Below are 12,775 nucleotides of genomic sequence, written 5' to 3'. Positions count from 1 at the left end.
AATTGTATTTTTACTTTTATAAAACACTTAATACTAGCCTTGATATCACCTCAACCTCATTTATAGTCAAACTATTATACAAAGGTAAGCATAATATACGTTCAGAAATATCTAATGATATTGGCACATGACTTGGCTCAACATAATTGAGCGTAGATAAAGAAGGATAGAAATATCGACGTGCGAAAATGTTATTATTATTTAATATTTTTGTTACTTCTAATAAATTTTTTTGAGATGGTAAAATTATAGGATAATAGGCATAATTATAAGTTGTTCCTTCTCTTATTAAGGGTTTAATAATCTCTTTATTAATTAATAATAAACTATCATATAATTCAGAAAGTTCTTTTCTTTTCGCTATCAAGTCAAAAATTACCGGCAAATTACATAATCCCATTGCTGCGTGCAATTCTGAATTTTTACCATTGATTCCAATCCCAAAAAAATCTTCCGCTCCATTATGACCAAAATTTCTCAAATAAGAAGATTTATGCGCAATATCCTTATCAGAGGTGATAATAGCTCCTCCTTCTATAGTTTGAAATAACTTAGTCGCATGAAAGCTTAAGGTAGAAATATCTCCATAATTTACTAAAGGAATATTTTTATATTCTACTCCAAAACAATGTGCAGCATCATAAATAACTTTTATTCCATAACTACAAGCAATCTTTTCTATATTTTCTACATCACAAGGATTACCATAAACATGCGTTGCTATTATGGCCGTAGTTTTAGCTGTTATAGCTGCTTCTATTTTTTTGGGATCTATAGTCAAGCTATCTGATTCAATATCTACGAAAATTGGTTTACATCCTTCCCATGCTATGGAAGAAGTAGTCGCTACATATGAAAAAGGTGTGGTAATAATCTCGCCAGTAAGATTTAAAGCTTTTATCGCTATCTGAAGAGCAATAGTGCCGTTTGAAAGAAAGAAACAATAATCAGTTTTAAAAAAATTTTTAAGCTTAGATTCAAGCTCAAGAACAAAAGGGCCTGCGTTAGTTAACTGCTCATTTTGCCAAATTTTTTTTACATAACCAATATACTGATCTATAGGAGGAAGATAAGGCTTTGTTACAGGAATCATAATTATTATTTATACATATATAATGATTGATAGAAAAATATCGTTTATACGTTGATAAAAATACAGTAACTTTTTAAATTATACTATAAATTTTTTATCCTGACTAACCTTTAAGCAAAAAAATGTAATGAATATGCACTTTTTATTTTAAGTGCATGAAGGGGCGTTCTATATAGAGATAGCTAATTGTTGATAAGAACGTTGCTAAAATAAATGCTATACAGTTAAGCATTGAAAAAGAAAACTTGGAAAGCATAGTGATATCTAGAATATATAATTTTGAGACCGTCCAAAATACAGCAAATATTACCATCGCATGAAGCAAGTAAAAGCTATAGCTTATGCAGCCCATTGATACAATTGTTTTGGTAGTTAATATTTTCGGTTTAGTAATCACAATGGCGGCAAATAATATTGTTACTAACAACCATCTCTCCGGCCCATAATCTCCAATACCATAATATTTCATAAAAACTCCAGTTATAAATGTCAATATAATTACTATATAACCAATTATGCATGATATTTTGCTAAATTGTTGATACATTAATGGAACGCAGATTGCTCCGGATATAAAAAACACCCACGCAGAGTGACGTATTAAAAGTATGTCACAAAGTGCGAATACAATTATAACAACCCAAGTAAATGAACGCCAAGTTTGTATAAAAATAAATAATATCGGTAATAACACATAAAATCGCCATTCTATAGCTAACGTCCAATTCACTCCAAGTACAATTAGCTAGATTAAAGCCGTTTATAATAGGAAGAGGAAGTAGACCAAATGATAGAAGTTTAGGTAATTCAGGTAAAATTCCCAACAAAGATTGTTTCACAGGCCATGTACTCCATAAAGTAAGCATAAGAGCTACGATACAAGCACAAAAATACGCTGGGACAATTCGCAGTAAACGTTTTTTATAAAATAAAGTCCAATCTATTACTTTAGCGTAAATGATTTTATGAGCAAATAACATCCCTGTTATACAAAAGAATAATTGAACTCCCAGTGCACCGGTAAAATGAAATAATGTATATTCCTGTTTGATAATATGTACTTGTACATGAGTTAAAGCTACTAACATTGCGGCAATACCGCGTAGACCATCTAACCATTTGCTTTCAGGGTGTGCTTCACTGCTTAAAATGGGAATAAGGCGTGACAGAATCCACGTTGTAGTAAGTATAATTACAAATATTCCTACTGCTAGTAAAAACACAAAAAAATCTCTTTCTATTATAACTTTCATATATTTTTATTATAAAGTTACTCAATCTATAAAAGCGGAAGGTATATCTCTTAATAGTCCTATATGTCTTTCTACAATTTCTAAAATTACTACGTTGGGTTGCTCTTGCTCTATCAGTTTATAATCTATTTCATAATTCCAGATATATGTGGATTTAGAAAAATTTGGCGCTACAAACGGTAATAAATTAATAAAAAAAGAATCTCTAAAAATAACTGCTTTAGGTAAAGAAAGGTTATCGGTTTTAGTAACTATCGTTGAAGAAGGTAAGCTTTCGTTTGGTAAAGAAGTAATAGAATAAGGAATAACAGGGTTATGTATTATTTCAGTATAAAATTCCTTTTCATCTAAAGTTATCATATTGGCTAAATCTCCTATAAACTCCAAACTATTCATTTTAACCCTAAAATCATCTAAATTAGAATACGGGATTGATGAGAAATGTTCATGCAGCTCTTGGTATAAATCCTGATAATATAAAAATGCTCCTAAAGGAGTCCAATGTGTATCAGTGCAATAGTAAAGCTTTCCTAAATATTTGCTTTTTTGTAGCTTATTAATAGAGTAGATAATTTTTAACTTATTATCTAAATGATCTATTAGCTGCTGTACTCTAGTTAAGCTATTTTTAGCTTTTTTATTAATGGAGTTTGGTAAAAATTCTGAAAATACTTCTTCTTTATTAGGAGGAATCATTATAATAAAAATAATTCCTTTTTTTTGCATCCAATTATTCCAACTTATTAATTTGTTAGAAATGATATTTAACTCTTCTAGGGTAAATAAATTTGTTCCCAAATAATCAGCGATAGGCTCTCCATCATTTTTAGCATTATAAAACAACCAATTATTTTTCCCAAGCAAAACTACTTTTTTTGAAGAAGTTTTAAATATATGACGTTTTAACCAATTATTTATTTTAATACATACAGAATGAAGAATGAAATTATCTTCAAAATATTTTTCATATTCTTTCGTAAATTTTTGAGGAGATTTTATTAATAGTCCTAAGGAAGGTAATGATGCTAAATTTCTATTTTCGTTTATTTGACTTCTAATTAAAGTGAAATTTAGAAGCCATGAGATAATCAAGATGGTAGCTAGTAAAGTAACATATAACCTGGATAATTTTATGCTCATTCCTTAAAACCTAAAATAAATAAACGGGTTATGGGTTGTAGAAAAAATTTCTATAATAGATAGACTAAATAATAACAAAGAAAAACTTATTAAGACAAGACTCTTTGCTACTTTAAGAATTCTTAAATTCTGTATAATATAATTATCTTCTAACTTCAGCCACTGAGTATAGATATTTAAGTTTTTCCAATAAATGCAACCTATTATACTTAAAACCAGTATAAATAATATTTCCCTATCAAGAAAATAAGATAAATTATAAAATGAAGATATTTTAGATTGTTCGAGAGCAAACATAACTTTAAGATAATAATAAGCTTGGTATAAAGTATCTGATCGAAAAAACACCCAACCTATGATTATAATAAGTAAAGTATATAAATGCCTTAAGGGTAACCAAAGCATTTGTAAATAGTAGGAAAAGTTGGTTCTTTCTATAGCTAAAAAAAGCCCGTGAATCAGTCCCCAAATTAAAAAATTTAAACTTGCACCATGCCACAACCCACACAATATAAATACTGTAAATAAATTCCGATAAGTTTTTATTTTACCGTGTCTGTTTCCTCCTAAAGGTATATAAAGATAATCTCTAAACCATCTACTAAGGGACATATGCCACTTTTGCCAAAAATCTTGTATGGTTGAAGCTTGATAAGGATAGTTAAAATTTTCTGGGAAGATAAAACCAAACATTCTCCCAAGACCTATTGCCATATCAGAATATCCAGAAAAATCATAATAAAGCTGTAAACTATAACAAATAATCCCAACCCAAGATACTTGAAATGTTAATTCTGCTTGCGGCATAGCAAAAATATAATCGGCAACTTTTCCTAAGCTATTGGCAATTAGCATTTTTTTACTAAGACCGATAATAAATCTATAACTTCCTATAGAAATATTATTTATTGAATTAATTCTAGCTTTAATTTCGTGAGAAATTTCCTTATAACGTACAATAGGCCCCGCAATCAAATGAGGAAATAAAACATTATACAAGGTAAAATCAATAAAATTTTTCTCATATTTTATTTCTTTCCTGTATACGTCAATAAGATAAGAAGCACAATGAAAGGTAAAAAAAGAAATACCCAGCGGCAAAGGAATTTGTAATGGAGCTAACGAATATGTAATGCCTAAAATTTTCAACGATGAATTAATATTGCTGATAATAAAATCGGTATATTTAAAGTAAATTAAAAATAAAAAATTAATTAATAACCCTATTGCTAAAAATTTTTTACCTTTTTGCTTTGTTCTGCTTTCTATTAATAATGCTATTAAAAAGGCATTTGTAATTAGCAACATCAATATCCAGCTATATTGCAGTTCCCCCCAAATGTAAAATAAAATACTTGCTAGTACTAAAAAAAAATTTCTTACTTTTAGGTTAGGTATTAGAAAATGCAGAGATACTACTAAAGGAAGAAAAATAAATATAAATAAAGGAGAAGTAAATAACATAAGACTAAAGACCTAATATACGCGAATATTATCAAAATTTATTCCTAACTTGTCTTTTTCAGAAATAATAAATTCCTTTTCTTTAATAGGCGAAGGCCATTTAATCCCGATAATGTCATCAGACCATAAAAGACATCGCTCTAACTCTGGAGCATAATAATTTGTTGTTTTATATAGCACTTCTATTTCTTCGGACAACGCTAAAAAACCATGAGCGAATCCTTCAGGAATCCACAATTGCTTTTTATTTTCTGCAGATAAATATTCTCCTACCCATTTACCAAATGTTGGCGAGTCTTTTCTAATATCAACGGCTACATCAAAAATCTTGCCTTTACTAACTCTTACTAACTTTGCTTGAGCTTTAGGAGGCAATTGATAATGCAATCCTCGGAGTACATCTATATTTGAACATGAGTGATTATCCTGGACAAAATTAACTTTATAGCCGACAATTTTTTCAAAATTCTGTTGATTAAAACTTTCAAAGAAGTAACCTCTAGAATCTTTATAAGTTGTTGGTTCTAGTAATATGACTTCCGGTATTGATAAGTTAATATATTTCATCGCTATTATCTTTCATGTAAAAGATTTAATAAATATTGTCCGTAGCCGCTTTTAACTATTTTACTGCCCAATTCTTCAAGTTTTGCCTCGTTAATCCAGCCCATACGCCAGGCAATTTCCTCCGGACAGCCTATTTTTAAACCCTGCCTATGCTCTATGGTTGCAATAAACTGGGAAGCTTCTAATAAAGATTCATGGGTTCCGGTATCAAGCCAGGCATAACCACGCTTTAAAATTTTAGTAGATAATTTATTTTTTTCTCGATAAAGATTATTTAAGTCCGTGATTTCTAATTCCCCTCTAGCCGAAGGTTTTAGTTGATTAACTAAATAAGGGGCTTCTTTATCGTAAAAATATAAACCGGTAACTGCAAAATTTGATTTTGGGATTTTAGGTTTTTCTTCTAACGATATTACATTACACTTATCATCAAACTCAACTATCCCGTATCTTTCGGGATCGCTCACCCTATAAGCAAATATGGTAGCTCCTTCTTTTTTAGAATCTGCTTCATATAGCAAATCTGACAGGCAATCACCATAAAAAATATTATCACCTAATATTAAAGCACTCGGATTGCTATCAATAAAATTTGCTCCAATAGTAATTGCTTGTGCAAGTCCATCCGGAGAATTTTGTACTGCATACTCAAAACTCATTCCCCAACTACTGCCATCTCCTAATAATTCTTTAAATAAAGGGATATCCCTTGCAGTAGAGATAATTAATATTTCTCTAATTCCGGCTAACATTAAAGTTGTTAAAGGATAATAAACCATTGGCTTGTCAAATACCGGAATCAATTGTTTAGAAATAGCCAGGGTTGATGGGTGTAAACGTGTGCCAGAACCGCCAGCTAATATAATTCCTTTTCTACTCATATTAAGTTCATCATATTAATCTCTTCTATAAACTTCGGAATATATATATCCCATTTCGGCATTTTTAAGTTAAAGCTTTCCTCTAGTTTTGATACGTCTAACACCGAATTTGCAGGACGAGGAGCTGGCGTAAGATACTCAGCTGAGCTAACAGGCTGAAGACCAGAAACATCAAACTTGAAATCACTATCAATGAGGTTCGCCTGGCTTACCAGAAACTTTGCAAATTCAAACCAGGAAGTTCGCCCGATGGTAGACAAATTATATAACCCAATAAATCTAGCATTTTCCTTAGTTGTTAAAATTCTATAAAGAATTAAACATGTTATATTAGCGATAAATATTGCGTTATTAGGTGAACCAAATTGATCATTAATAATTTTTAAAGGCTTGTTCTGTTTTGCTAAAGACAGAATTTTTTTTGGAAAGCTGGTACCATAGGAATCATAAACCCATGAAACACGTAAAATTAAATAATTTTTTGCTATATCTTGGATATAAGCATCTCCTTTTGCTTTACTTTTACCATAAATACTTAAAGGGTTAACTTCATCCTGCTCGTTATATGAAGTTTTTTTAGTACCGTCAAAAACATAATCCGTAGAAAAATGAATTAACCAGGCGTTTAATTTATTTGCTTCTTCTGCTAAAATTCTCACTGCTTCTGCATTAATCAAAAAAGCATTATCTTGATCCGTTTCAGCCTTATCGACTGCGGTATATGCAGCTGCATTTACTATTATATCCGGGTTATGGTATTTTACACATGCTCTTAATTTATTACCGTCTCTAAAATCGACGTCTTCGCTACAATATGCTATTACTTTACCAAGAGGTAACAAAGTTATATAAAGCCGCCTAGAAACCTGACCGTTCTTTCCAAATAATAATATTTTCACTACTCAGCCTTCATATTACACTGTAAGTATTCACCAGTTTTTATAGAATTAACCCAAGAAGAGTTATTGACATACCATTCAACAGTTTTAGCAATTCCGGTTTCAAAAGATTCTTTAGGTTGCCACCCAAGCTCTTGTTGGATTTTATTAGAATTAATTGCATATCTTCTATCATGGCCAAGCCTATCAGGAACAAAAGCTATAAGCTCATGGTACGAGGTCAACGCAGCTTTTGTTTGAGGATGGAGAATTTTACGTGAATGTAAAGGTAATAACTTATCAAGTAATAAACAAATATTTTGCACAACCTCTAAATTTGTTTTTTCATTGTTTCCGCCGATATTATAAGTTTCTCCTATTTTTCCTTTATGCAATACTGTACGAATTGCCTCACAATGATCTTGTACAAATAACCAGTCTCTGATATTTTTACCATCTCCATATATTGGTAATAATTGACCGGATACAGCATGATCTATAACCAATGGAATTAATTTTTCTGGAAACTGAAATGGCCCATAATTATTTGAGCAGTTAGTAGTAATTACCGGTAAACCATAAGTATGGTGCCATGCTCTTACAAGATGATCGGAGGAAGCTTTGCTTGCCGAATAAGGACTATTGGGCTGGTAAAGCGAATTCTCAGTAAAAGCCGACTCATTTTGTTCTAGGGAACCATATACTTCATCAGTACTAATATGGAGAAATCTAAATACTTTCTTTGCCTCCTCCGGTAAAGAATTCCAATAAACACGAGTCGTTTCAAGTAAATTATAAGTACCTAAAATATTGGTATGAATAAAATTAGACGCGTCAGCAATTGATCGGTCTACATGACTCTCTGCTGCAAAATTAATAATGGCATAAGGTTTATGTTCTTCCAATAATCTAAGGACTAAATCTCTATCCGCAATATCACCTTTGACAAAAATATGCCTGGGGTCATCTTTTAATGATTCTAAATTATTACTGTTACCTGCGTAAGATAATATATCTAGATTTATAACTTTAATGTTTGAAGTATGTATCCATTGCAAAATAAAATTCGCTCCAATAAAACCGGCTCCTCCAGTAACTAATATACACTCCGAAGAATTTTTATACATACTATATTTTATTAAATATTGCGCCTATCCATAAGGCAATTTGCCCAGAAAAGCTCTGCCTGAAAATACCAGCTTTATAAAAACCTGTCAAGCGCCCTACAATAGGCTTATTACGCGCCTGTTCAAATAAATTTAGCTTTATAATATTTTCTTCAGATAATAGAATACTATTCTTTTTAAGAACTTTAATGTTTTTGCTATTCCATGATCTAAAAGAGTTATCTAATAACTTTTTTATTCTAAATAATTTAGCAAATATACCAATATTTCCGCCTATTAAGTTATCACTATGTTGGCGATATAATATTTCAGGACTTGGATCATAAAAAACTTTGCCACCCGCTCCCGTTACCAATTGGTACAAAAACCAGTCGTGGCTAATAATAACTGTATCACAAATCGCACGTGATATTAAATTATGAGCTGCCTGATTAAATACCATAGTATTACCTCCAGCGATGCTTTGTACAAGAGCATTACTGAAAGAAGGCGGTTTAGAAAACAGGGGAGAGAGCCCTGTTTTTTTATTTGAATTATTATATAGCGTAGTTCTGGAACAATAGAGAGCGGGAGTATTAGCCCGAATTGTTTTTAAATAATCTACAGCTCTTTCCAGTTTTTTACTACACCATATGTCATCTTGATCAGAAAAAGCATAAAAATCAAAATTTCTCGAAATATTTTTTGTAGCATTTAAAAAATTGTTAACGAAGCCCAGTTTATTTTTATTAATATTTAAAGTTATTTTGTGGTTTTGATTCGCGATTTTAAATTTTTTTATTATATCAATTGTTGCATCAGTTGAATTATCATCAGAAATAAATAATTCCCATTTCTTATAATTTTGTGATTTATAAGAATCCAATTGTTCTTGTAAGTAATTTTGTCCGTTATAGGTACATAATATTATCGCCAGGTCTTTTTGCATTTTTTTATTAGTAATTAATTATTTTTTATATTCTAATCTGAGCAATATACTCTGCACCCAGATTTCAAAATAATTAAATTTAGCTTTGAGCGTAGTATTTTGGGCTATAAATTAGAAATGTTTGTAAAAATATAGCAGGATTAAATTTATCGAGATATAGTTTAATTTACTTCTTTAAAAATATTCTAAAATTATTATTTACTCAATAAGGTAAAAAGAGTTTTTATTCTATTATGATCAATTTTTTCCTTATTATTTGCAACATCTAAAAAATACTCTAATTGCCACGCTTGAGTCTTTTTGGCCTGTTTATTTAACCCCATATCCCAAGGAGGATATACACGAATAGCCCGTTTACCCCCAGTCCCATTATTTGATATAACTCCATGCTTATATAGAACTGATTGCGAGAATATAAATTGACCAAAATGATAACCTTTACGAACTGACACAATAAAAATATCTATCTCATCTTTTATATCATATGGTTGAATTGGCCCATTTCCCTGTCTTTTCCATAGAGTTACAAACTGACCTGTTTTTGCAGGCGTAATTTTAGCTATCCTGAATATTACTTTTGTACTATTTAATTTAAAGGTACAGGCGCCATATTCAGAGCTTTCTTTCTCCATCATCAATTCAGAAATTTTAAATTTACAATGCTCATAAATCAAATCTCTTAAGATTATAAAATCGGAATGAATTAAATTTGAAGACATATTATAATTCATTATTTTTCCTTTCTAAATCATTCCATTTATATTATATCTCTCTAAAATATTTTTCATATAATATTAAATCAACTTTTTAAACTTTTTTACTATAGAGTCTATTATTATTTTTCAACCAATTATTAAAATACTTGACTTATTTATTTTATCTCTCTAGGTTAAAAGTCACTTAATGATGTTTAACCTCTATCGTTAACATAGTAGGTACTGCTAATAATTAAAATACGTTTATTAACAGTACCTAAATCGACCCAAGGCTAATGTTTATTATGCCGGGAGTCTGCTATTATAAATATCTCTCGAGATGTGAAGTATAGCAGAAAGTCGTTACGTTGATGACTGAGGTTAGCTCCCGGTACCTCTTTTAATTAAGCTGTAGCTTGATTATTATATAATCCCTTACAGTTCCAATTATCTGCTAAAAAAATCCAAAGACACATTCAATTGAATATATTTAACAGCTCTAACAATAAAAACGTTATATTTAAGCAAGTTAAATTCTATAATCTTTGGTTATTAATACGGTATATACTGATTAGATATAAAATTTTTGTATTAGAACAACATAGGCCAATTATAAAAGAATTCTATATAGCGGATATTAAAGCCGCTCATTATCTACTTTTTGCCGGCATTGAAATAATCGGTACTGGTAGAATTATATATGAGAACCACATAGCTCTTTTAAAAGAATATAGAAATCAAGGCTACGGCGCAGTAGTAACTAAAGCATTAATTAATATTGTAAAAAAGGCAAAGGAAGCAAAAATAATAAGCCTCTTTGCCGAAGATAAAAAAATAAAATTCTATAAAAAATTCGGTTTTGTAGAAACTGAAATGGTACTTAATCTTTAATGATATTCCATATGTTAATATGGAATATCAACATGAGAAAGGAAAAATTTAAATTTTGTTCATACAGCCTTAGTATATTCCTTCAATAAATAAAAAATACATGCCTAAATTTCGGTCGCACGTTTTCCTCAATTTACTATAATTAAAAAAAAGAGGTAAACATGTTAACTGAAATCACTAAGCAGGAATTTTATCAAGCTTTAATCAATAAAAATTCGGAATATGAAGGGATATTTTACGTAGGAGTTAAAACAACCGGTATATTCTGCCGTCCAACCTGTTCCGCTAGAAAACCGAAATTTGAAAATTGTGAATTTTTTACAAATGTAGAACAGGCATTACTTGCATCGTTTAGACCGTGCTTGCGTTGTCGTCCTCTTTCTCATCCAAATCAGGTTTCAGAATTGATACGAATTTTGGTTGAAGCTATTGAGACGAATCCTGAAAAAAGATGGAAAACTCAAGATTTTAAAGAATTAGCTGTAGACCCCTCAACTGTCAGCAGGCAGTTTAAAAAACGTTTTAATATGACTTTTATAGAATATGCGCGAGCAAGAAGAATGGGGATTGCCATGAAACAAATTAGAAAAGGGGAGGCGATAATTGAGACGCAGCTTAATATGGGTTACGAATCAAGTAGCGGTTTTAGAGATGCTTTTTCTAAGATTATGGGAGCAGCACCGACAAAATTCGATAATCATCATAATATTTTAAAAGCTAGTTGGTTAGATACTCCCCTCGGTCCGATGATTGCTATTGCTGCTGAAAATGCTTTATATCTTTTAGAATTTGTCGATAGGCGTGGTTTAGAGCGTGAAGTTGAAAGACTACGCATTAAAACCAAAGCGGCTATTATTCCCGGTAGTAATGCTCCGCTTAAATCAATTGAGACAGAACTTAAATTATATTTTGCTGGCAGCCTAAAAGAATTTAAAACACCTTTGCATCTTATGGGTAGCCCATTTCAGCAGCATGTTTGGCAGGAGCTAATGCGCATTCCTTACGGAACAACAAGAAGCTATCTAGATCAAGCTAAGGCAATTGGTAAACAAACAGCTTACCGGGCAGTAGCAAACGCCAACGGAGCGAATCAACTCGGTATCATAATTCCCTGCCACCGCATTATTAACAGTAACGGTGAACTTGGCGGCTATGGCGGTGGTATCGCTCGTAAAAAATGGTTGATTGAGTTTGAGAAAGAAAATTAAAACGTTGTTGCATAATTTAATTAACTTGATTATATACAAAATTTATGATTTAATTGATTAAATTAATTAAAATGATCAATTTTATGGAGCAATTAAATGCAACCTATGCAAAACGCGAATTTGGTGAATTACTTATTAAAGCTCAATTAGAGCCTATTAGTATAGTTAAAAATGGTAAGCCTATAGCTGTAATAGTATCTGATAAAGACTTTCAAGAACTTGAAGCTTTTAAAGAACAAATATTAAAAATGGCTATGGCTGAAGGACTAGACGACTTAGCAAGAAATAAAATACATAACCATAAAAATGTTTTTGATAGTTTAAAGATGAAAATCAATGAGCATATGTAATTTTACGGATAGTGCTAAACGTGATCTTGAGGATATTACGGATTATAGTCTAAAGCACTGGGGGAAACAACAAACTATAAAGTATTTAGATGAAATATATGAAAAAACTATTGCTTTGAGCTATAATCCTAATATAGGAATTCTACGTGCCGATATATGCCCTAACATATTAAGCTTTCCTATAAAAAAACATGTAATTTATTACATAAAACAAAAGCAAGGTATTATGGTTATTAGGGTGCTGCATACACAAATGCACCTCAAAATTCGTAATTTTCAATTTCCTAAATTAAAATAAAT

15 protein-coding genes and 1 pseudogene are annotated in these 12,775 nt (G+C 30.8%); 5 read left to right on the top strand and 11 right to left on the bottom strand.

Going from position 1 to position 12,775, the window contains the following annotated elements:
- Positions 1-16: 16 nt before the first annotated feature.
- The 11 genes from OTR29_RS02540 to OTR29_RS02490 all read right to left on the bottom strand — a co-directional run bounded on the left by OTR29_RS02540 (position 17) and on the right by OTR29_RS02490 (position 10,050).
- Entirely contained in the window at positions 17-1,093 is a 1,077-nt protein-coding gene (locus tag OTR29_RS02540) for a DegT/DnrJ/EryC1/StrS family aminotransferase (protein ID WP_422229101.1), read from the bottom strand.
- Positions 1,094-1,235: 142 nt separating this feature from the next.
- Positions 1,236-1,562: a hypothetical protein gene (locus OTR29_RS02535; protein ID WP_422229100.1), complete on the bottom strand. Its 327-nt coding sequence runs from the start codon at positions 1,560-1,562 to the stop codon at positions 1,236-1,238.
- 142 nt (positions 1,563-1,704) lie between these two features.
- Positions 1,705-2,346, bottom strand: a complete 642-nt coding sequence (locus tag OTR29_RS02530) for an acyltransferase family protein (protein WP_422229099.1) — start codon at positions 2,344-2,346, stop codon at positions 1,705-1,707.
- Positions 2,347-2,367: 21 nt separating this feature from the next.
- Complete coding sequence (locus OTR29_RS02525) at positions 2,368-3,486, bottom strand: alginate O-acetyltransferase AlgX-related protein (protein WP_422229098.1); 1,119 nt, start codon at positions 3,484-3,486, stop codon at positions 2,368-2,370.
- A 3-nt stretch (positions 3,487-3,489) separates the two neighbouring features.
- The gene (locus OTR29_RS02520) at positions 3,490-4,950 is read right to left on the bottom strand and encodes an MBOAT family O-acyltransferase (protein WP_422229097.1); all 1,461 of its coding nucleotides are present in this window, start codon (positions 4,948-4,950) and stop codon (positions 3,490-3,492) included.
- A gap of 12 nt (positions 4,951-4,962) precedes the next feature.
- Complete coding sequence (rfbC, locus tag OTR29_RS02515; RefSeq protein ID WP_422229096.1) at positions 4,963-5,517, bottom strand: dTDP-4-dehydrorhamnose 3,5-epimerase; 555 nt, start codon at positions 5,515-5,517, stop codon at positions 4,963-4,965.
- Positions 5,518-5,522: 5 nt separating this feature from the next.
- Entirely contained in the window at positions 5,523-6,398 is an 876-nt protein-coding gene (gene rfbA / locus OTR29_RS02510) for a glucose-1-phosphate thymidylyltransferase RfbA (protein ID WP_422229095.1), read from the bottom strand.
- On the bottom strand, positions 6,395-7,297 hold the full coding sequence (rfbD, locus tag OTR29_RS02505; RefSeq protein WP_422229094.1) for a dTDP-4-dehydrorhamnose reductase: 903 nt from the start codon (positions 7,295-7,297) through the stop codon (positions 6,395-6,397). Before rfbD ends, rfbA begins: the two co-directional genes overlap by 4 nt.
- Positions 7,297-8,403 (bottom strand): dTDP-glucose 4,6-dehydratase, encoded by a 1,107-nt coding sequence (gene rfbB, locus OTR29_RS02500; RefSeq protein WP_422229093.1) that lies wholly within the window; start codon positions 8,401-8,403, stop codon positions 7,297-7,299. The genes rfbD and rfbB overlap by 1 nt, the downstream gene beginning before the upstream one ends.
- Before the next feature lies 1 nt (position 8,404).
- On the bottom strand, positions 8,405-9,331 hold the full coding sequence (locus OTR29_RS02495) for a glycosyltransferase family 2 protein (protein ID WP_422229092.1): 927 nt from the start codon (positions 9,329-9,331) through the stop codon (positions 8,405-8,407).
- Between the two features lie 194 nt (positions 9,332-9,525).
- Positions 9,526-10,050 carry a MepB family protein gene (locus tag OTR29_RS02490; RefSeq protein WP_422229091.1) on the bottom strand — a complete coding sequence of 175 codons (525 nt, stop codon included), beginning with the start codon at positions 10,048-10,050 and terminating at the stop codon, positions 9,526-9,528.
- A 456-nt stretch (positions 10,051-10,506) separates the two neighbouring features.
- Between OTR29_RS02490 and OTR29_RS02485 the strand changes: the two genes are divergently transcribed.
- The 5 genes and pseudogenes from OTR29_RS02485 (at position 10,507) to OTR29_RS02465 (ending at position 12,773) form a co-directional block, all read left to right on the top strand.
- Complete coding sequence (locus OTR29_RS02485; protein ID WP_422229090.1) at positions 10,507-10,917, top strand: GNAT family N-acetyltransferase; 411 nt, start codon at positions 10,507-10,509, stop codon at positions 10,915-10,917.
- 161 nt (positions 10,918-11,078) lie between these two features.
- Positions 11,079-11,600, top strand: a pseudogene (locus OTR29_RS02480) (bifunctional transcriptional activator/DNA repair enzyme AdaA); the annotation flags it as partial.
- Positions 11,586-12,125, top strand: coding sequence for a methylated-DNA--[protein]-cysteine S-methyltransferase (locus OTR29_RS02475; RefSeq protein WP_422229297.1), 540 nt, complete (start codon positions 11,586-11,588; stop codon positions 12,123-12,125). The pseudogene OTR29_RS02480 and the gene OTR29_RS02475, both read left to right, overlap by 15 nt.
- 83 nt (positions 12,126-12,208) lie before the next feature.
- Entirely contained in the window at positions 12,209-12,475 is a 267-nt protein-coding gene (locus tag OTR29_RS02470) for a type II toxin-antitoxin system prevent-host-death family antitoxin (protein ID WP_422229089.1), read from the top strand.
- Positions 12,462-12,773 carry a type II toxin-antitoxin system RelE/ParE family toxin gene (locus tag OTR29_RS02465; protein ID WP_422229088.1) on the top strand — a complete coding sequence of 104 codons (312 nt, stop codon included), beginning with the start codon at positions 12,462-12,464 and terminating at the stop codon, positions 12,771-12,773. Before OTR29_RS02470 ends, OTR29_RS02465 begins: the two co-directional genes overlap by 14 nt.
- Positions 12,774-12,775: the final 2 nt, after the last annotated feature.

Source organism: Rickettsia endosymbiont of Halotydeus destructor (assembly GCF_049278075.1).
Taxonomy (GTDB): domain Bacteria; phylum Pseudomonadota; class Alphaproteobacteria; order Rickettsiales; family Rickettsiaceae; genus Rickettsia.
This window is presented reverse-complemented; position numbering and strand designations above follow the sequence as displayed.

Excerpts from the sequence above, each read along its gene's own strand:
- OTR29_RS02540 (WP_422229101.1), bottom strand. The coding sequence starts at position 1,093 with ATGATTCCTGTAACAAAGCCTTATCTTCCTCCTATAGATCAGTATATT.
- OTR29_RS02470 (WP_422229089.1), top strand. The coding sequence starts at position 12,209 with ATGGAGCAATTAAATGCAACCTATGCAAAACGCGAATTTGGTGAATTA.
- OTR29_RS02495 (WP_422229092.1), bottom strand. The coding sequence starts at position 9,331 with ATGCAAAAAGACCTGGCGATAATATTATGTACCTATAACGGACAAAAT.
- OTR29_RS02530 (WP_422229099.1), bottom strand. The coding sequence starts at position 2,346 with ATGAAAGTTATAATAGAAAGAGATTTTTTTGTGTTTTTACTAGCAGTA.
- OTR29_RS02520 (WP_422229097.1), bottom strand. The coding sequence starts at position 4,950 with ATGTTATTTACTTCTCCTTTATTTATATTTATTTTTCTTCCTTTAGTA.
- rfbB (WP_422229093.1), bottom strand. The coding sequence starts at position 8,403 with ATGTATAAAAATTCTTCGGAGTGTATATTAGTTACTGGAGGAGCCGGT.
- OTR29_RS02525 (WP_422229098.1), bottom strand. The coding sequence starts at position 3,486 with ATGAGCATAAAATTATCCAGGTTATATGTTACTTTACTAGCTACCATC.
- OTR29_RS02475 (WP_422229297.1), top strand. The coding sequence starts at position 11,586 with ATGGGAGCAGCACCGACAAAATTCGATAATCATCATAATATTTTAAAA.
- rfbC (WP_422229096.1), bottom strand. The coding sequence starts at position 5,517 with ATGAAATATATTAACTTATCAATACCGGAAGTCATATTACTAGAACCA.
- OTR29_RS02490 (WP_422229091.1), bottom strand. The coding sequence starts at position 10,050 with ATGTCTTCAAATTTAATTCATTCCGATTTTATAATCTTAAGAGATTTG.
- OTR29_RS02535 (WP_422229100.1), bottom strand. The coding sequence starts at position 1,562 with ATGAAATATTATGGTATTGGAGATTATGGGCCGGAGAGATGGTTGTTA.
- OTR29_RS02465 (WP_422229088.1), top strand. The coding sequence starts at position 12,462 with ATGAGCATATGTAATTTTACGGATAGTGCTAAACGTGATCTTGAGGAT.
- rfbA (WP_422229095.1), bottom strand. The coding sequence starts at position 6,398 with ATGAGTAGAAAAGGAATTATATTAGCTGGCGGTTCTGGCACACGTTTA.